Annotated in this window: 16 protein-coding genes; 7 read left to right on the top strand and 9 right to left on the bottom strand. The window is 61.8% G+C overall.

The annotated features are described in order from the left end of the window. Positions 1-357 precede the first annotated feature (357 nt). The gene (locus tag ACJ8QF_RS21425) at positions 358-2,676 is read left to right on the top strand and encodes a zinc/cadmium/mercury/lead-transporting ATPase (RefSeq protein WP_442537850.1); all 2,319 of its coding nucleotides are present in this window, start codon (positions 358-360) and stop codon (positions 2,674-2,676) included. Positions 2,677-2,756: 80 nt separating this feature from the next. On the opposite strand, the gene tusA is transcribed toward ACJ8QF_RS21425, so the two are convergent. Further along, positions 2,757-3,002 carry a sulfurtransferase TusA gene (tusA, locus tag ACJ8QF_RS21420; RefSeq protein WP_004934314.1) on the bottom strand — a complete coding sequence of 82 codons (246 nt, stop codon included), beginning with the start codon at positions 3,000-3,002 and terminating at the stop codon, positions 2,757-2,759. 220 nt (positions 3,003-3,222) lie between these two features. On the opposite strand from tusA, the gene ACJ8QF_RS21415 reads away from it, so the two are divergent. From ACJ8QF_RS21415 to ACJ8QF_RS21405, 3 genes are all read left to right on the top strand, one after another. Continuing rightward, a complete protein-coding gene (locus tag ACJ8QF_RS21415; RefSeq protein ID WP_442537849.1) occupies positions 3,223-3,882 on the top strand; it encodes a 7-cyano-7-deazaguanine/7-aminomethyl-7-deazaguanine transporter in 660 nt (219 codons plus the stop codon). Between the two features lie 41 nt (positions 3,883-3,923). After that, entirely contained in the window at positions 3,924-4,358 is a 435-nt protein-coding gene (locus tag ACJ8QF_RS21410) for a GNAT family N-acetyltransferase (protein WP_197753752.1), read from the top strand. 80 nt (positions 4,359-4,438) lie between these two features. Next, entirely contained in the window at positions 4,439-5,002 is a 564-nt protein-coding gene (locus tag ACJ8QF_RS21405; protein ID WP_015376277.1) for a DcrB family lipoprotein, read from the top strand. A 34-nt stretch (positions 5,003-5,036) separates the two neighbouring features. On the opposite strand, the gene glpC is transcribed toward ACJ8QF_RS21405, so the two are convergent. The 3 genes from glpC to glpA are packed head-to-tail and all read right to left on the bottom strand — an operon-like array spanning position 5,037 to position 9,140. Beyond that, a complete protein-coding gene (gene glpC, locus ACJ8QF_RS21400) occupies positions 5,037-6,236 on the bottom strand; it encodes an anaerobic glycerol-3-phosphate dehydrogenase subunit GlpC (RefSeq protein WP_197753750.1) in 1,200 nt (399 codons plus the stop codon). Beyond that, entirely contained in the window at positions 6,233-7,501 is a 1,269-nt protein-coding gene (gene glpB / locus ACJ8QF_RS21395) for a glycerol-3-phosphate dehydrogenase subunit GlpB (RefSeq protein ID WP_154871911.1), read from the bottom strand. The genes glpC and glpB overlap by 4 nt, the downstream gene beginning before the upstream one ends. Further along, on the bottom strand, positions 7,491-9,140 hold the full coding sequence (gene glpA, locus ACJ8QF_RS21390; protein ID WP_015376274.1) for an anaerobic glycerol-3-phosphate dehydrogenase subunit A: 1,650 nt from the start codon (positions 9,138-9,140) through the stop codon (positions 7,491-7,493). Before glpA ends, glpB begins: the two co-directional genes overlap by 11 nt. Positions 9,141-9,504: 364 nt before the next feature. Here glpA and glpT point away from each other — a divergent pair, with 364 nt between their 5' ends. Together glpT and glpQ are read left to right on the top strand one after the other, a co-directional pair. Beyond that, positions 9,505-10,860 (top strand): glycerol-3-phosphate transporter, encoded by a 1,356-nt coding sequence (glpT, locus tag ACJ8QF_RS21385; protein WP_004934295.1) that lies wholly within the window; start codon positions 9,505-9,507, stop codon positions 10,858-10,860. An 82-nt stretch (positions 10,861-10,942) separates the two neighbouring features. Beyond that, positions 10,943-12,022 (top strand): glycerophosphodiester phosphodiesterase, encoded by a 1,080-nt coding sequence (gene glpQ, locus ACJ8QF_RS21380; protein ID WP_004934292.1) that lies wholly within the window; start codon positions 10,943-10,945, stop codon positions 12,020-12,022. Between the two features lie 43 nt (positions 12,023-12,065). On the opposite strand, the gene yigL is transcribed toward glpQ, so the two are convergent. Continuing rightward, positions 12,066-12,863 carry a sugar/pyridoxal phosphate phosphatase YigL gene (gene yigL, locus ACJ8QF_RS21375; protein WP_004934290.1) on the bottom strand — a complete coding sequence of 266 codons (798 nt, stop codon included), beginning with the start codon at positions 12,861-12,863 and terminating at the stop codon, positions 12,066-12,068. Between the two features lie 4 nt (positions 12,864-12,867). Continuing rightward, positions 12,868-13,911 (bottom strand): lysophospholipase L2, encoded by a 1,044-nt coding sequence (gene pldB, locus ACJ8QF_RS21370; protein ID WP_325962714.1) that lies wholly within the window; start codon positions 13,909-13,911, stop codon positions 12,868-12,870. Positions 13,912-14,058: 147 nt separating this feature from the next. On the opposite strand from pldB, the gene rhtB reads away from it, so the two are divergent. After that, positions 14,059-14,679 carry a homoserine/homoserine lactone efflux protein gene (gene rhtB, locus ACJ8QF_RS21365; protein ID WP_004934282.1) on the top strand — a complete coding sequence of 207 codons (621 nt, stop codon included), beginning with the start codon at positions 14,059-14,061 and terminating at the stop codon, positions 14,677-14,679. Positions 14,680-14,727: 48 nt separating this feature from the next. Here the strand turns inward: rhtB and rhtC are convergent, their stop codons facing one another. From rhtC to pldA, 3 genes are read right to left on the bottom strand one after another with little or no spacing between them, the layout of a single operon-like run. Continuing rightward, positions 14,728-15,348 carry a threonine export protein RhtC gene (gene rhtC / locus ACJ8QF_RS21360; protein WP_325962715.1) on the bottom strand — a complete coding sequence of 207 codons (621 nt, stop codon included), beginning with the start codon at positions 15,346-15,348 and terminating at the stop codon, positions 14,728-14,730. Between the two features lie 12 nt (positions 15,349-15,360). Then, entirely contained in the window at positions 15,361-17,193 is a 1,833-nt protein-coding gene (gene recQ, locus ACJ8QF_RS21355; RefSeq protein WP_004934274.1) for an ATP-dependent DNA helicase RecQ, read from the bottom strand. A 43-nt stretch (positions 17,194-17,236) separates the two neighbouring features. Next, positions 17,237-18,115 (bottom strand): phospholipase A, encoded by an 879-nt coding sequence (gene pldA / locus ACJ8QF_RS21350; protein WP_004934270.1) that lies wholly within the window; start codon positions 18,113-18,115, stop codon positions 17,237-17,239. Positions 18,116-18,222: the final 107 nt, after the last annotated feature.

The following is an 18,222-nucleotide window of genomic DNA, read 5'->3' as shown; positions in this document are numbered from 1 at the left end:
AATAGCAATGCGGCCTGCAGACTCAAGCGAATCATGCTGGCTTTACTCAGGGTAAAAGGTAAATTTCGCTAAAGCGTTATAGATTAATAACTCTTTATTATTAGGTCGGGCGATTTTTTAGTTTCTATAGGAATATTATTTTCTTATTTAAACTAACGGCAGCGAGCCTTTTCGCCCCAATAGGGGATAAGAAAAGCCGATAGATTAAAATCCGCATTATTCATTATTGAATGAATACCCCCTTTCTACGCTTGAACGCCGTTAGCAATAATTCTCATCCGGCGCTTGACTCTGGAGTGGACTCCAGGGTGTAGAGTCAGTTGAGCAAACCCGTTTAACAGCCCGCAGGCGGACGTTATGCACAATCAGCAAAACCATAATCATCAGGAACATCACCACGCCGAAGGCGGATGCGGCTGCAACCACAGCCACAGCAAAACTCAGCACGGCTGCAGCAGCGAACCGAAAAACGCCACCGCACAGGCCGAACACGCCCACCATCATCACGATCATGGCGATAGCGGCTGCTGCACCGCCGCGCCCGACGATCCGGACGAGGAAAGCGACAGGCTGGCCGCCGCTCCCCCTTCCGGCAGCCAACGTTTCAGCTGGAAAGTCACCGGCATGGACTGCCCCAGCTGCGCCAAGAAAATCGAAAATGCCGTCACCGCACTCCCCGGCGTCGACAGCGCGCGCGTGTTGTTCGCCACCGAGAAACTGGTGGTCGACGCGCAGTCCGACATCAGCCTGCGGATCCAGGACGCGGTCGCCCAGGCCGGCTTTACCCTGCTCGGCGCTCAGACCGCCAAAGCCGCCGCGCCGAAAACCTCACGCTTCGGCGAATTCGCGCCGCTGCTGCTGTTAACCACCCTGATGGTGGTCAGTTGGGTGCTGGATCGGGTTAACCCGGAGCTGGGCCGCATCGCCTTTATCGCCACCACGCTGGTCGGGTTGGCGCCGGTCGCCGCCAAGGCGCTGCGTTTGATTCGTTCCGGCACGCCGTTTGCCATCGAAACGCTGATGAGCGTGGCGGCCATCGGCGCGCTGTTCATCGGCGCCACCGCCGAAGCGGCGATGGTGCTGCTGCTGTTTATGGTCGGCGAACTGCTGGAATCCTACGCCGCCAACCGCGCACGGCGCGGGGTGAAGGCGCTGATGGAGCTGGTGCCGGAAGATGCGCTGCTGCTGCAAGGCACGGAACGCAAACGCGTGCCGGTCGCCAGCCTGCGCCCCGGCGACGTGATTGAAATCGCGCCCGGTGGGCGCCTGCCGGCCGACGCCGAGCTGCTCAATCCGTTCGCCAGCTTCGATGAAAGCGCCCTGACCGGCGAATCGGTGCCGGTCGAGCGCCAACAGGGGGAGAAAGTGGCCGCCGGCAGCCTGTCCGTCGATCAGGCGGCGCAGATGAAAGTGATATCCGAGCCCGGCAAAAACGCCATCGACCGCATCCTGCAGCTGATTGAAGAGGCCGAAGAGCGCCGCGCGCCGATCGAACGCTTCCTCGATCGCTTCAGCCGCTATTACACCCCGGCCATTATGCTGCTGGCCGTCGCGGTGATCCTGGTGCCACCGCTGCTGTTCTCGCAGCCGTGGGATACCTGGATCTATCGCGGCCTGACGCTGCTGCTGATCGGCTGCCCATGTGCGCTGGTGATCTCAACGCCGGCGGCCATCACATCCGGACTGGCGGCCGCCACGCGGCGCGGCGCGCTGATTAAAGGCGGCGCGGCGCTGGAGCAACTGGGCCAGATTCAAACCATCGCCTTCGATAAGACCGGCACCCTGACCGAAGGCAAGCCGACGGTCACCGACGTGCTGCCTATCGGTGTGCTGACCGAACAACGGCTGTTGCAGCTTGCCGCCGCGGTGGAAGCCGGTTCACATCACCCGCTGGCGCAGGCGATCATCAACCGCGCTGCCGCAAGCGGGGCTGAGTTGCCGCTGGCGCAGGCGCGCCGCGCGCTGGCCGGCGTCGGCGTGGAAGGGATCGTGGACGGCAAGACCGTGCTGATCAGCGCGCCGGGCAAACTGGCGCCGGGCCTGCTCGGCACCCAATGGCAGAGCCAGGTAGACAAGCTGGAAAACGCCGGCAAAACGGCGGTGGTGGTGCTGGAAGACGGCGCGCCTATCGGCTTGCTGGCGCTGCGCGATACGCTGCGCGGCGACGCCAAACAGGCGATAGCCGAACTGAACGCGCTGGGCATTCGCGGCGTGATGCTGACCGGCGACAACCCGCGCGCCGCCGCGGCGATCGCCGGCGAACTGGGCCTCGACTATCGCGCCGGTCTGCTGCCGGAAGATAAGGTCAAAGCGGTCACCGAACTGAGCGAACTGCGCCCGACGGCGATGATCGGCGACGGCATCAACGACGCCCCGGCGATGAAAGCCTCCAACATCGGCATCGCCATGGGCAGCGGCACCGACGTGGCGCTGGAAACCGCCGACGCCGCCCTGACCCACAACCGGCTGCTGGGCGTCGCGGAGATGATCCGCATCTCACGCGCCACCCACGCCAATATCCGGCAAAACATCACCATCGCATTGGGGTTGAAGGGGGTCTTCCTGATCACCAGCCTGCTGGGGCTGACCGGTTTGTGGCTGGCGGTGCTGGCTGACTCCGGCGCCACCGCGCTGGTCACCGCCAACGCGCTGCGGCTATTGAGAAAGCGCAGCTAAGCTCTGAAACAAACACGGGCGCGGCATACCGCGCCCGTTGTCATTTGGGGGAGGGAACTTTTAACTCGGCCGCGCCGCCGTTAGACGCCTTTACGCAGCAGATAACGGTATGGCACCTGTTCGGTCTCCTGCGCCACCAGCGTGTGCTCCATAAAGCGGCAGAACCCCGGGATATCACGGGTGGTGGCCGGATCGTCGGCGATAATCAGCAGCGTTTCGCCGTTGTCCATATGGCGCACGGTTTTACGCACCATCATCACCGGTTCCGGACAGCGCAGCCCCAGCGCGTCGAGCGTCTGGTCTGCCTGGGCAAATAAGTCAGTCATGCAATTTTTCTCGTTCAAAAACGATCGGCGAACGCTCGCCGCATCTCATTAGCGCCTAGTTTACGCCGGTAGTTTTTCTGCGCAAGATGCGTTAACGTTTGCGTTAAATTTAACCATTGCATTGGTTGCGCAAACGCGTATCATGCCGCCGCGCAGCGTTTTTTGCTGTTTTGACAAGACACACTGGGTTCCCTCACCCCACTGCTAAAAAGGCTACAACATGTATTCGTTTACCGCACAGCAGCGCTTTACCGCGTTGGTCTGGCTTTCGCTGTTTCATATCGCCATCATTACCTCCAGCAACTACCTGGTGCAGCTGCCGATCACCGTTTTCGGCTTCCATACCACCTGGGGCGCCTTTACTTTCCCGTTTATCTTCCTGGCGACCGATCTGACCGTGCGCATCTTCGGCGCGCCGCTGGCGCGGCGCATCATCCTGGCGGTGATGGTGCCGGCGCTGTTCATCTCTTATGTGATCTCCACCGTCACCTATCAGGGAGAATGGCAGGGCTTTGCGGCGCTGAAAAGTTTTAACCTGTTCGTGGCGCGCATCGCCGTCGCCAGCTTTATGGCCTATGTGCTCGGCCAGATCCTCGACGTACACGTCTTCAACCGCCTGCGTCAACGCAGCGCCTGGTGGGTGGCGCCGGCGGCGGCGATGTTCCTCGGCAACATCAGCGATACGCTGGCGTTCTTCTTCATCGCCTTTTATAAGAGCAGCGATCCCTTCATGGCCAACAACTGGGTGGAGATCGCGCTGGTGGATTACAGCTTCAAGGTGATGATCTGCCTACTGTTCTTCCTGCCGATGTACGGCGTGTTGCTGAACATGCTGCTCAAACGCATCGCGGCGCGCAGCGGCGGCCTGCAGCCGGGCTGAGTCGTGTTATTCTGGGCGGCCCTATCCTTTGGAGGCCGCTCATGACCCCAATCGTCCGCACCGCCACGCTTGAAGACATCCACCGCCTTTACCAACGCATCCCCGAATTCGGCGGCCTGCATAGCCTGGCCGATCTGCAGCGGCGCATCGGCGCCGCCCCCGCCAGCCTGTTGATCGCCGAGATAGCCGGGCAACCGGCCGGTTTCAAACTCGGTTATCAACGGCAGGAAACGGTGTTTTACAGCTGGCTGGGCGGCGTGCTGCCGGCATTTCGTCGCCACGGTGTGGCACAAGCCTTGTTGGCTGAACAGGAACGCTGGGCGCGGGCGCAGGGCTATCGCCAACTGACGGTCAAAACCCGTAACCGGTTCCGCGCCATGCTGACGATGCTGTTCGCCCACCACTATCAGATTGTTCAGCTGGAAAAGAAAGGCGAAGTGGCTGATTATCGGCTATTACTGGAAAAAAACTTGTGACAACATCTGCCTTGCATTTCAACCTGGAATAGGTTGCGATACGACAGTGAATCCCTACCGGAAAGGAAGAAGGAAGCCCGATGCGTAAAGTAGCGAAATTGATGGGTATCAGCCTGCTGGCGCTTGGCCTCGCGGCCTGCGACGGCGAAACCAAAGACACCAAGGCGGCAACGGACGGCGCGGCGGCCAGCGCGCCGGCCGGGCAGCAGGTGAGCCTGCTGGACGGTAAACTGGCGTTCACCCTGCCGGTCGGCATGGCGGATCAGAGCGGCAAGCTGGGCAACCAGGCCAACAACATGCATGTTTACGCAGACAGCACCGGCCAGCGCGCAGTGATCGTCATCCTGGGCGACAAGACCGCCGACAGCCTGGAGACCCTGGCCAAGCGCCTGGAGAACACCCAGCGCGCGCGTGACGCCAACCTGCAGGTGATCACCAACAAAGCGCTCGACGTCAACGGCGTGCCGCTGCGTCAGCTGGACAGCATCATCACCAGCGGCGGCGAGAAAGCCTATTCTTCCGTCCTGATCGGTTCGCTGAACAACAACATGCTGACCATTCAGGTGACGCTGCCGGCGGACAACCAGCAGCAGGCGCAGACCGAAGCCGAAGGCATCATCTCCACCCTGAAACTGAAGCAGTAATCCCGCAGGGGCCGGTTTGCCGGCCCCTGAGTCTTTATGCCAACGCCTGCGCCAGCAGGGTGATCGGATGTTCGCAGCGTTTGCTGGTGGACATTTCTATCTGCCACTTGCAGGTCTCGCAGTCGGTCACCACCAGATCCACTCCGCTCTCTTCTATCTGCCGAAACAGCGGCGCGCCAATGCCTTGCGACGTGGCGTAGTTCTCCGATTTGAACCCGTAAGTGCCGGCGATGCCGCAGCACTGCGAATCCAGCACCACCAGCTCCAGCCCCGGTATCTGCCGCAGCAGCTCCAGAGTGTAGGCGGTCCAGCCCATCTTCTCCATATGGCAAGGCGTGTGATAAGCCACCCGCAGCGGCGTGCGCTTGAGCGGCAGGCTGCGCCCCTGATTGATCAGGCGATAGAGATAGCGCGTCGCCAGCTCCACCCGATCGCGCACCGGCGTGGTGTCTACGTCCAGCAGATGAGGGTATTCGTCACGCAGGGTGAAGGTGCAGCTCGATGAGGTCGCCACCACCGGAATGCCGCGCTCCAGCACCGTTTCCTGCAGCGATTCGGCATTGACCCTGGCCTGCTTTTTAGCCTGATCGATAAACCCGTTGGCGATCAGCGGCACGCCGCAGCATTTCTCGCGTTTCAGCAGTTGCACGCCGATATCCAACGCGTTGAACACCCGGACCAAATCCTTGCCCAGCTGCGGGTGGTTATAGTTGACGAAGCAACCGTGGAAGAATGCCACCTGCTCGGCGTAACGCTGCTGAGCCTGCGCCTGTTGCCGGTACCAGCGGCGGAAGGTGCCGAAGGAATATTTCGGCAGTTCGCGCCGGTGATCGATCTTCAGCGCCTTGTCCAGCAGCTTGCGCACCGGTTTCAACCCGGTGGCGGCGTTGACGATCGGCGCAAACGGCGTCGACAGCGATCCCATGATATCGGTGTGGCTGAGGATGGCGTCACGCAGCGTCGGCTTGCTCTGGGCAAAGTCGGCGCGGGCGCGCTGAATGATGTCGCCGATTTTGACGTCGGACGGGCAGGCCACTTCACAACGCTTGCAGTTGGTGCAGTATTTCAGCGCTTCATCGTACAGCGCCGGGTCTTTCAGCCGCAGCCGCTCGCCGTCCGGCCCCGCCTGTTTCGGCCCCGGGTAGAGCGGGTTCACTTTGGCGACCGGGCAGTAGGTGGTGCAGACGGTGCATTTGATGCAGCTTTCAAAGCTGTGATCCTGATGCAGACTCATGCGTTTTCCTCCGCGGCGATCTGCTGCGCAACGTGCAGCGCACCGATCAATGACACGCCGGCGCCGCAGCCCTGCTGCAGCGGATCGTAACCGCCGGCGACTGCACCGATGGCATACAGATTGTCGAACGGCACTCCCTGCTTCATCGCCCGCAGCCTGCCGTCGGTACGCACGCCAAACTGCAGATAAGGCTGTGGGGCGAACAGCTCGCGCCGGCTCCAGTCGGCGCGATCGGCGCGGCTGTGCACGTCCAGCCCGAAGATCGGCTCACGCACTTCATCGAAATCCGCCACCAGCCCGTTGCTGAAGAAGCTGCCGCTGGCCAGCACCACCTGCTGCGCCCGCAGAGGAATATCGCCGTGGTTGCGGGTATACAGGCCGGTGACGCGGCCGGCTTCACACTCGGCGCGCAGCACGCTGTCGCCCGGCATGAAAACACCGCCCAGCTGCTGGAAACGCCGCCGCAGCGCCTGATGCAAGCGCATGCCGGGCACCGAAGGCGGCAGCGTCGGCAGCAGCCGGATCGGCTTGCCGACCGCATCCTGCAGCACCGCCAGCGACGCGTCGTCCTCCAGGCCCAGACAGGCCGGCAGGAAGAGCGCTTCGGCCTCGCCCGCCAGCCGCCGCAGCTCCTCGGCCATCGGCGGCAGGCTTTCCATCAAATCCAGTACCCGGGCGATGTTCACCGCACGGAACTCGCTGGGGTTATTGCGCAATCTGTCCAGCGCCGGCATGTGCAGATAGGCCACATCCGCCTCTACGCCGAGCTCCCGGCTCAGAGAGTCGGCGGCCATCTGCGGTTGGAAATCGAGGAACCCTTCGATGCCGATCACCGCAATGCGCCGCCAGGGCAGTTGGCCGGTCAGCGGCAGCGTCGGGATCGCCTGCGGGCTGAGCCAGGTAGCGCGGCGCGTGCCGAGCGGCGTGATGCGCAGATGGTTGTTCACCCCCTCGCCCTGCAGATTCAGCCCGCAGCGTTCCAGCAGCCGCTGCGCGGCGGCGGACAGCGCCGCCACCCGGCCGGGGCCAATCAGAGAATACGGATGCTGCGGCGCCTGTTGCGCCAGCTGCGGCAGCGCCGCCAGCGGCATCTCGACCGGCGTGCCGTCCGGCAATCTCGCCAGCAGATCGAGCGAGCCGGAGGAGAAGTAGAGCGCGCTCTGGCCGGAACTGACCACCGCACAGCGTTTGCCCTGTTCGGCCACGGCAATGGCGCAGCTCAGGCCCGCCAGGCCGCCGCCAATCACCACTACGTCAAATCGCATCATCCGCCTCCTGCTCTTTGTCTGCCTGGGCCTCAAGCCCGCATAACCCTTGGTAAACCCAACTGGTAAATTCGCTCTCGCGCAGCGCATCGCCCCAGGCGATCGGCCGCACGCCTTTCCAGCGTTCGTTGAGGAACTGCGACAGCTGCGCGATGGATTGCTGCGGCGTGCTGACCTTGAAGCGCGTCAGCAGTCCGGCGGCGCGGCAGGCGCAGAGTTCACCCTGGCAGGTGCCCATGCCGACGCGGGTGCGGCGGCGCAGATCCACCAGGTTATTGACGGTCAGCGAATTGACCGCATAGCGCACTTCCCCGGCGGTCACCGCCTCGCACTCGCACACCAGGCTGGTGTCGAGCCGATCGGCCGCCGGCACCTGGCTGGCGCGATCGCCGTGCCGGTAAATCGCCGAGCCGCGAATGCTGGCGGGCAGAGAAACCACGCTGCGCACCGTTTCCTCCGCCGACTGACGGGATCCGGGCAACGCGTCCTGCGCGGTGGTGCACGGGCGGTTTACCCCGAGCTTTTCGCACACCTTGTCGGTGGCCCACTCCGCCATCAGACGGTAGGTCATCAGCTTGCCGCCGGTGATGGTGATAAACCCTTCCAGCCCGTCGCGGGCGGCGTGATCGAGCAGCACGATGCCGCGGCTGACATTGCGCCCGCTGGGATCGTCGTCGCTGGCCACCAGCGGCCGCACCCCGGCATAGGCGCGCAGAATGCGGGTCTGCGCCAGGGTGGGCGCCAGCAGCGCCCCCTCGCGGATCAGAATGTCCACCTCCTGCGGGGTCACCAGCATGTTGTCAATTTGGTCGTAGTCGATATGGGTCGAGGTGGTGCCGATCAGCGAGATGGTGTCGCCCGGCACCAGGATGTCGGCGTCCGCCGGTTTGCGGCAACGGTTGATCACCATGTTGTTGATGCGGTGACCGAGGATCAGCAGCGCTCCCTTGGCCGGGAACATGCGGATACGCAAATCGGCGTATTCGGCGATCTGCTGGCCCCAGATGCCGGCGGCGTTGACCACCACCGCTGCGTGCAGCTCATAGCGCCGCTGATTCTGATGGTCGTAAACGCGCACGCCCGTCACCCGGTCGCCGCTGCGCAACAATCCGACCACCTGGTGGTAAGTCAGGATCTGCGCGCCGTGTTCGCGCGCATCCAGCATGTTGGCGGCGGTCAGCCGGAAAGGATCGACGGTGCCGTCCGGCACCCGCACCGCGCCAATCAGCGCCGGATTAGCCGCCGGCTCCAGCCGCAGCGCCAGCTGCGGGTCGATCGCTTCGGCGTCGATGTCGGCCTGGCGACAGGCGGCGATAAACTGTTGCTGATACTCCAGCGAGTCCTGCGGCAGGGTGATGAACAGCCCATCGGTGCGCTCGATACAGTGATGCGCGATGCGTTTCAGGATGCGGTTCTCTTCGATGCACTCGCGCGCCGACTCCCCGTCGGTCACCGCATAGCGCGCGCCGCTGTGCAGCAAGCCGTGGTTGCGGCCGGTGGCGCCGGTGGCGATGTCGTGACGCTCCAGCAAAATGCAGCGCAAGCCGCGCCGCGCACAATCGCGGGCAATGCCTGCGCCGGTGGCGCCGCCGCCGATGATGATCACATCCGTTTCGCCGCCGTCAAAATAGCTGCTCATGTCGCTCCCTCAGGATCGGTAGTTATGAGCCTATTGAGCCACGGTTATTAGGGTCTTTGTTTGATAAGGAACAAGAACGAACATGAAACGAAATAAAAATGTCCACAAAAAACCATCAATGTGATCATAATCACGATTTTTGGACGTTTTTCTATTTCATAACGTTAACGAATCGCTCAAAATCCGCCGTGGTTTCATGAAAGTGTAACAATTGCGCCATTCGTCACAGCGACACCAGGCGTATTTGTCGACAATGGCGCTCGTTATGGAACACAAAAACACCACATTCGATATCCGCTCAATCATCAAATGAACGTAAAAGGTCATATTGATGTGATAACAGATAAAGCCATCGGAGGCGCTCATGTTGAGTATTTTTAAGCCGGCCGCACACATCGCTCGCGTGCCGAGCGATAAGGTAGACCCGCTCTACCGTAAGCTGCGCTGGCAAATTTTCCTGGGGATCTTCTTCGGTTACGCCGCTTACTATCTGGTGCGTAAGAACTTCACCCTGGCCATGCCTTACCTGATCGAACAAGGCTTCAGCCGCGGCGACCTCGGCTTCGCGCTGTCGGGCATCTCCATCGCCTACGGCTTCTCCAAATTCATCATGGGTTCGGTCTCCGACCGTTCCAACCCGCGAGTGTTCCTGCCTGCCGGCCTGATCCTGGCGGCGGCGGTGATGTTGTTCATGGGCTTCGTGCCGTGGGCCACCTCCAGCATCGCCATCATGTTCGTCCTGCTGTTCCTGTGCGGCTGGTTCCAGGGCATGGGTTGGCCGCCGTGCGGCCGTACCATGGTGCACTGGTGGTCGCAGAAAGAACGCGGCGGCATCGTTTCCATCTGGAACTGCGCCCACAACGTGGGTGGCGGCCTGCCGCCGCTGCTGTTCCTGCTGGGCATGGCCTGGTTCAACGACTGGCACGCGGCGCTGTACATGCCGGCCTTCGGCGCCATCCTGGTGGCCCTGATCGCCTTCGCCCTGATGCGCGACACCCCGCAATCCTGCGGCCTGCCGCCGATTGAAGAGTACAAAAACGACTATCCGGACGACTACAGCGAAAAAGACGAAGAAGAGCTGACCGCCAAGCAGATCTTCATGCAGTACATCCTGCCGAACAAGCTGCTGTGGTACATCGCGGTCGCCAACGTGTTCGTCTACCTGCTGCGTTACGGCATTCTGGACTGGTCGCCGACCTACCTGAAAGAAGTGAAGCACTTCGCGCTGGACAAGTCTTCCTGGGCCTACTTCCTGTATGAATACGCCGGTATCCCGGGCACTCTGCTGTGCGGCTGGATGTCGGACAAAGTGTTCAAAGGCAACCGCGGCGCCACCGGCGTGTTCTTCATGACGCTGGTGACCATCGCCACCGTGGTGTTCTGGATGAACCCAGCCGGCAACCCGACCGTGGACATGATCTGTATGCTGGTCATCGGCTTCCTGATCTACGGCCCGGTGATGCTGATCGGCCTGCACGCGCTGGAGCTGGCGCCGAAGAAAGCCGCCGGCACCGCCGCGGGCTTCACCGGCCTGTTCGGCTACCTGGGCGGCTCGGTCGCGGCCAGCGCCATCGTCGGCTACACCGTAGACTTCTTCGGTTGGGACGGCGGCTTCATGGTGATGATCGGCGGCGGCGTGCTGGCGGTTATCCTGCTGCTGCTGACCATGCTGAACGAGAAGAAACACCACGCGGAAATCGCAGCCGGCAAACGCGGCTAAGCGTCACACGACTTTTGCATGATTTAAAGGCCGCCCTGCGGCCTTTTTACTACCCTGCCCCCAACAACACGGAGAAAACGGAATGCGGACTCAAGTCAAAGCCCTGCTGACAGGGATCATTCTCGCCACCTCAATGGTCAGCGCCGCGCAGGCGGCGGACAAAGTGGTGATCGCCCACCGTGGCGCCAGCGGCTACCTGCCGGAACACACCCTGCCGGCGAAGGCGATGGCCTATGCGCAGGGCGCCGATTACCTCGAGCAAGACCTGGTGATGACCAAAGACAACGAGCTGGTGGTGCTGCACGACCACTACCTCGATCGCGTCACCGACGTCGCCGAACGCTTCCCGGATCGCGCGCGTAAAGACGGCCGTTATTACGCCATCGACTTTACGCTGGCGGAGATCAAATCGCTGAAGTTCACCGAAGGCTTTGAAATCGAAAACGGCAAGAAGGTGCAGGGCTACCCTGGCCGCTTCCCGATGGGCAAATCCGACTTCCGCGTGCACACCTTCCAGGAAGAGATCGAGTTCGTGCAGGGTCTGAACCATTCGACCGGCAAGAACATCGGCATCTACCCTGAAATCAAGGCGCCGTGGTTCCACAAACAGGAAGGCAAAGACATCTCCAGTAAAGTGCTGGCGGTGCTCAAGCAGTACGGCTACACCGGCAAGAACGACAACGTCTACCTGCAGTGCTTCGACGCCAACGAGCTCAAGCGCATCAAGAACGAGCTGGAGCCGAAGCTGGGCATGGATCTGAAGCTGGTGCAGCTGATCGCCTATAACGACTGGCAGGAAACCTACGAGCAGAAAGCCGATGGCAAGTGGGTGGAATACGACTACGACTGGATGTTCAAACCGGGCGCGATGAAGAAAATCGCGCAGTATGCCGACGGCATCGGGCCGGACTACCACATGCTGGTGGTGGCGGAAAAATCCAAACCGGGCCACATCGTGCTGACCGACATGGTGAAAGAAGCGCACGCCAGCAAGCTGGCGGTGCATCCGTTCACCATCCGCGCCGATGCGCTGCCGAAGTACGTGACCGACGTGAACCAACTGTATGACGTGATTTACAACCAGGCCGGCGTCGACGGCGTGTTCACCGACTTCCCGGACAAGGGCGTGCAGTTCCTGCAGAAGCAGGGCCAGCACAAGTAATGCCAAGGGCGCCGCGAGGCGCCCTTATTATTTAATGGTTATTTCAGAGGAACATCTTACGCAGGTAGTGCGGCACCGCGTTATCGACGTTGGAGCCGATCACTTCCAGCTCCGGCAGCATGTCCTTCAGGCGCTGATGCGCGTCGCGCATGATGCAGCCCTTGCCGGCCATCGACAACATCTCCAGATCGTTCATGCCGTCGCCGAAGGCGATGCACTCTTGCAGCGTATAGCCGATGATCTTGGCCACTTCTTCCAGCGCATGCCCTTTCGACACGCCGCCCGCCATCACTTCCAGGCAGGTCGGGAACGAGAAGCTGACGTTGACCCGATCGCCCCAGCGCGCGTTGATGGCGTCTTCCACCTGCAGCAACCGCTCGTGATCTTCACAGGTGAAGTAAACCTTGCAGACGCCGTCGGTTTCCAGCAGGCCCGGCTCAAACAGCTGATATTTGAACACCGACTCCTGGAAGAACTCTTCCTGCTCCGGGCTTTCGCGGTTGGTAAACCAATCGTCGTTACGGTAGACGTTGGTGGTGATATCCGGATCGTCGTGCAGCATGCCGTACAGATCGCGGGCGATATCTCCGTCCAGGTTGTGGCTGAAAATCAGTTCGCCGGCGGTGTTGTGCACCCGTGCGCCGTTGGAGGTGATCATAAAGGCGCTGATCTCCAGGCTGTCGCGGATCTGCGCCACGTCGATATGGTGGCGGCCGGTGGCGAACACGAAATGCACGCCGCGCTGAGTCAGCAACTTCAGCGTTTCTTTAGCGTACGGCGACAGGGTATGGTCGGGAGACAGCAGCGTGCCATCTAAATCGGAAGCGACGACGTGATACATAGCGTTATGTTCTAACCTCTGATGGAGTTGTCGGCGGCAGCGCGCCGCCTAAGTGTTGAGCAAAGAAGCGCAGAATTGCGTTCAGTGCTTCGGCGCGCAGCGCGTCCCGCTCGAACAGGATCTCATGGCGTGCGCCGTTGATAACCCACGGGAGCCCCCCTTCGCAAGGGCGCCCCGCGTCTGACAGAGCCTGACAAAAAGCCTGGTGCGAACGGTTGTCGACTACCCGTTCTTCACCGGCCTGCAAAAGCAACAGCGGCGTGGCGATCTTCCCGGCCTGCGCGATAATCTGCCGGCCGGCGCGGATGCTCTCCCGCACCCAATGGTAGGTCGGCCCGCCCACCTGCAGCTCGGGGTAATCGGCATAATAACGCAGGCTGCGCCGGTAACGCTCGCGGCTATGGGTCAACACGTTGACCACATAGGGCAGCGGACGCCACTGGCCGGTGCCCACCGCGTAATAGTCGCGGATCGCCGGGCGGGTCTCCGCCCAGTCGAGAATGCGATCGGTCAGCCAACCCGGCATCGGCAACCGGATGCCGAACATCGGCGCGCAAAACGCCGCCGCGTCGAACGCCTGCGGCCGACGCTGCAGGAACTGCGCCAGGATCGCGCCGCCCATCGAATGCGCCAGCGCGAAGCGCTGCCGATAACCGTGCGATTCGACCTCGCGCAGCCACAGCTGTTCGAAATCATCCACGTAGTCGGCGAAGTTTACCACATGACCGCGGTGCGTATCCGCCAGTAAACGCCCGGAACGCCCCTGGCCGCGATGATCGACGATCACCACGTCGTAGCCGCAGTGGAACAGATCGTAGGCCACCTCAGGGTATTTCACGTAGCTTTCGATGCGGCCGGGGCTGACCACCACCACTCGCTGATGCCGCGCAGAACTGAAGCGCACAAAGCGGATCGGCACGCCGTCCACGCCGCTGAATTCGCCTTCTTCGCGCTGCCGCCAGAAATCCAGCAGCGGCCCGGTGGCGAAGGCAGCGAACTGCGTTTCACGCGTTAACCAGTCATCGGAGCTGAGAGTGAACGTGGTCATCGAGAGCGTTTTCCCTGTGGGGCCGGCGGAAAATGTGACCGCTGGCACAAGAAATCATACTAGCGTATTGTGATTCAATTCTGACAAAAACAGCGCCACATCGGCGCATTGTGGCACAAAACGACACTTTCAGGGAGCCGAAGCACCATGACCTTGGACTGGTGGTTAACCTATCTGCTGACCACGCTTATCCTGAGCCTTTCCCCCGGCTCAGGCGCCATCAATACCATGAGCACCGGCATCAGCCACGGCTATCGCGGCGCCGCCGCCTCGATAGCCGGGCTGCAGGTCGGGCTGAGCGCGCACATCGTGCTGGTGGGCATCGGTCTCGGCGCGCTGATATCGCAATCGCTGCTGGCGTTCGAACTGTTGAAATGGTTGGGCGCCGCCTACCTGGTGTGGCTCGGCATCCAGCAGTGGCGCGCCGCCGGGGCGCTGGATCTGCATGCGCTGGCGGGCAGCATGCCGCGCCGCCGTCTGTTCCGCCGCGCGGTGCTGGTCAACCTGACCAACCCGAAAAGCATCGTGTTTCTCGCCGCGCTGTTCCCACAGTTTATCTTGCCCAATCAGCCGCAGGCCGAGCAGTATCTGGTGCTCGGCGTCACCACCGTGGTGGTGGATATTCTGGTGATGATCGGTTACGCCACCCTGGCGACGCGCATCGCCGGCTGGCTGAGAACGCCGCGCCAGATGCAGTTGCTCAACCGACTGTTCGGTTCGCTGTTCATTCTGGTGGCGGGGCTGCTGGCGACTGCCCGCAAAGCCTGACAAAAAAGGCCGGGCATCGCTGCTCGGCCTTGGGCATGTCACCGCCGATCAGCGGGTAAAGATCAGGTGTAACCCGAAGCCGGTGAACAGCACGCCCGCCACCCCGTCGATCCACTTGGCCAACCGCTGATAACCGCGGCGCATCGCCGGCAGCGCGAACACCACCGCCACCAGGCTGAACCAGACGAAGGTCTCGGCGACGATCAGCAAGAACAGCCCCCAGCGCGCTCCGGCGCCAACGCTGTCGCCGACGAACAGCGAGAACACGCTGCCGAAATAGATCACCGCTTTCGGGTTGGACAGATTGGTCAGGAAGCCGCGAATAAAGCTGCGCCCGGCCTTGGGCAACGCCACCTGGGCCTCCGCTGGCGGCTGCGCTTGCTGCGTCCGCGCGGAACGCAGCAGTTGCCACCCCATCCAGCACAGGTACATCCCGCCGCCGACCATGATAATCTGATGCAGCCAGGCCATCTTCTGCAGGATCAGGTGCAGCCCCATCAACGCCACGCCGGCCCACACCACGATGCCGAGCGAAATGCCGACCACGCCCATCATCGCCTCGCGGCGCGAACGGCTGGCGGCGGTCTGCGACACGAAAAAGAAGTCCGGCCCCGGGCTCATCAGCGCAATCAGATGCACCAGCGCCACGGTGAGAAACAGCATCAGCATGATTTATCGCCCTCAGTCTTCATCATTGTCGAGATGGTCGCGGATCATCGCCATAAAGGGCGCGCCGAAACGCTCCAGTTTGCGCTGGCCGACGCCGTTGACGCTCAGCAGATCGCCGGCCTTGATCGGCATCTGTTCGGCCATTTCCAGCAGCGTGGCGTCGTTGAACACCACGTAGGGAGGAATGTTTTCTTCGTCGGCGATCGATTTGCGCAGTTTGCGCAGCTTGGCAAACAGCTTGCGATCGTAATTGCCGCCGTAGGATTTCTGGTTGGCGCTGCTGCGCGACTTCAGGCTCTGAATGCGCGGCACCGCCAGCTGCAGCGCCACCTCGCCGCGCAACACCGGGCGCGCCGCCTCGGTCAATTGCAACGCCGAGTGCATGGCGATGTTCTGGGTGATAAAACCCAGGTGGATCAGCTGACGCAGCACGCTGGTCCAGTGTTCGGTGGTCTGATCGCGGCCGATGCCGTACACCGGCAGCTTGTCGTGGCCATATTCGCGAATACGCTGGTTGTTGGCGCCGCGCAGCACTTCCACGATGTACCCGAGGCCAAAGCGCTGGCCGACGCGATACACGCAGGACAGCGCCTTGCGCGCGTCCTCCAGCCCGTCGTAGCGCTTGGGCGGATCGAGGCAGATATCGCAGTTGCCGCAGTTCTCGTGCTTGCCTTCGCCGAAGTAGTTGAGCAGCACCAGGCGGCGGCAGGTTTGTGCCTCGGCGAACGCGCCCATGGCGTTCAGCTTGTGGCGCTCAATGTCCAGCTGTTGCCCGGCGGGTTTCTCCTCCAGACAGCGGCGCAGCCAGGCCATGTCGGCCGGATCGTACAGCAGGATGGCTTCGGCCGGCAGGCCGTCGCGCCCGGCGCGGCCGGTCTCCTGATAATAGGATTCGATATTGCGCGGGATGTCGAAATGCACCACGAAACGTACGTTGGGTTTGTTGATGCCCATGCCGAAGGCGACGGTGGCCACCACCACCTGCAGATCGTCACGCTGGAACGCTTCCTGCACCTGGGCGCGGCGATCGTTGTCCAGCCCGGCGTGATAAGCGCCGACGCTCAGCCCGCGGCTTTGCAGGCGCGCGGCGGTGTCTTCCACCTTAGCGCGGCTGTTGCAATAGATAATGCCGCTCTTGCCGCGCTGATCCTGCACGAAGCGCCACAGCTGATCGAGCGGTTTGAATTTTTCCACCAGCGTGTAGCGGATGTTCGGCCGGTCGAAGCTGCTGACCTGCACCAGCGGGTCCTGCAGCGACAGCAGGCGCACGATATCGCCGCGGGTGGCCTCGTCGGCGGTGGCGGTCAGCGCGATCACCGGCATCGACGGGAAGCGCTGTTTCAGCTGGCCCAGCGCGCGATATTCCGGCCGGAAGTCATGGCCCCACTGCGAAATACAGTGCGCCTCATCCACCGCCAGCATCGCCGGCGGACAGTGATCGAGCAGGTTGAGGAAGCTTTCCATCATCAGCCGCTCCGGCGCGATGTACAGCATCTTGATGGTACCGTTGCGGCAGCCGGCCATAACGTCCAGCTGCTCCTCGCGGGTTTGCGTCGAGTTGTAGCAGGCGGCGGAAACGCCGTAGGCCAACAGTTGGTCGACCTGGTCCTTCATCAGCGAGATCAACGGGGAAACGACCAGCGTCAGGCCGTCCATCACCAGCGCCGGGATTTGGTAACACAGCGACTTGCCGCCGCCGGTCGGCATCACCACCAGGCAATCCTGCCCGCCGATCGCGGCGTTGATAATCGTTTGTTGGCCCGGGCGGAATTGCTGGTAGCCAAAGGTATCGCGCAATACCTGCTCGGCCAGCAACTCTCTGTTAATCACTGCTGCGGTTGACACACACTTCCCCATTTTTTCATCGGTACACACCCACCGGGTATGATTACATAATATCGTTCAGCATGACACCAACGCCCACCCGTGTCTGCCGGAAGTTGTAGTCGATCAGCGATTCGCCGTAGCCGCTGAACACCTGGGTATAGAAACGCACGTTGCGGGTGATCGGGTAACTCCAGCCCAGTTCCGCGCCGCCGTAGCCGCTGTTCCAGTTGTAGTGGCTGTCGACGCTGAACACGCTGTCGCCCCAGGCGTAACCGACCTTCAACCGGTAGTATCCCATGTATTTGGTGATGTCCGGGTTGTCGTCGTTGCTCGAGCTCTCCGAGAAGCGGAACCAGGGCTTGAGATCCACCTGCCAGTTGCCATTTTGCGCCATCAGCCGCGCATAGCCGCGATTCCAGCTGCGCGACGTCGGATCCGAGCGGCCGTTAGACTGATGGTTAACGCCGATTTCCACATCGCGCAGCGTCCAGCCGGCAAAGCGGTAATCGGTCGCCCACCCCACGAACAGCTGCGGCTCGTAGTTGGTCTCGCGGAACGGCGAAGACTCGCCGCGGTTGGACAATTGCCACCAGGAGCGCTGAGTATAAGACGCGCCGAGCACCGAGTTGTCGCCGGCAATGCCCCGCCACAGCGGAAACGCCAGGCTAAGCTGGTATTTCACCTCGTCCTTGCGCGCCTTGTCGGCCCAGTTGTACGTCTTGATGGCTTCTTTGTTGATATCGCTGGTGTCGGTGTACAGCAGGTAATTGGGATCGTAAGGATACAGCGTGAATGGATTATCGTGCTCCTGCAGCAGGTTGGCGATAATGCTGCCGCGCACCGCCGGCTTATCGTGAATCTGCTGCTCTTTGGCTTCCTCAGCCAATGCCAGCGCCGGCATCAGCAGCGTGGCGGAAACGATCCCTGACAAAATGCGCATAACCTCTCCTTACTCCAACGAAAAAGGGCAAGCCCGGAAAAAATCAGGCCATTTTACACACAAAGGAGGATTTACCGCAGCGCAGTCCGGTTTTATTGGAATAGTCT

Source organism: Serratia sp. CY81684, assembly GCF_052166595.1.
In the GTDB taxonomy this organism is placed as follows: Bacteria; Pseudomonadota; Gammaproteobacteria; order Enterobacterales; family Enterobacteriaceae; genus Serratia; species Serratia nematodiphila.
The sequence above is the reverse complement of the archived record's forward strand: the minus strand, read 5'-3'. Positions and strand labels throughout refer to the sequence as shown.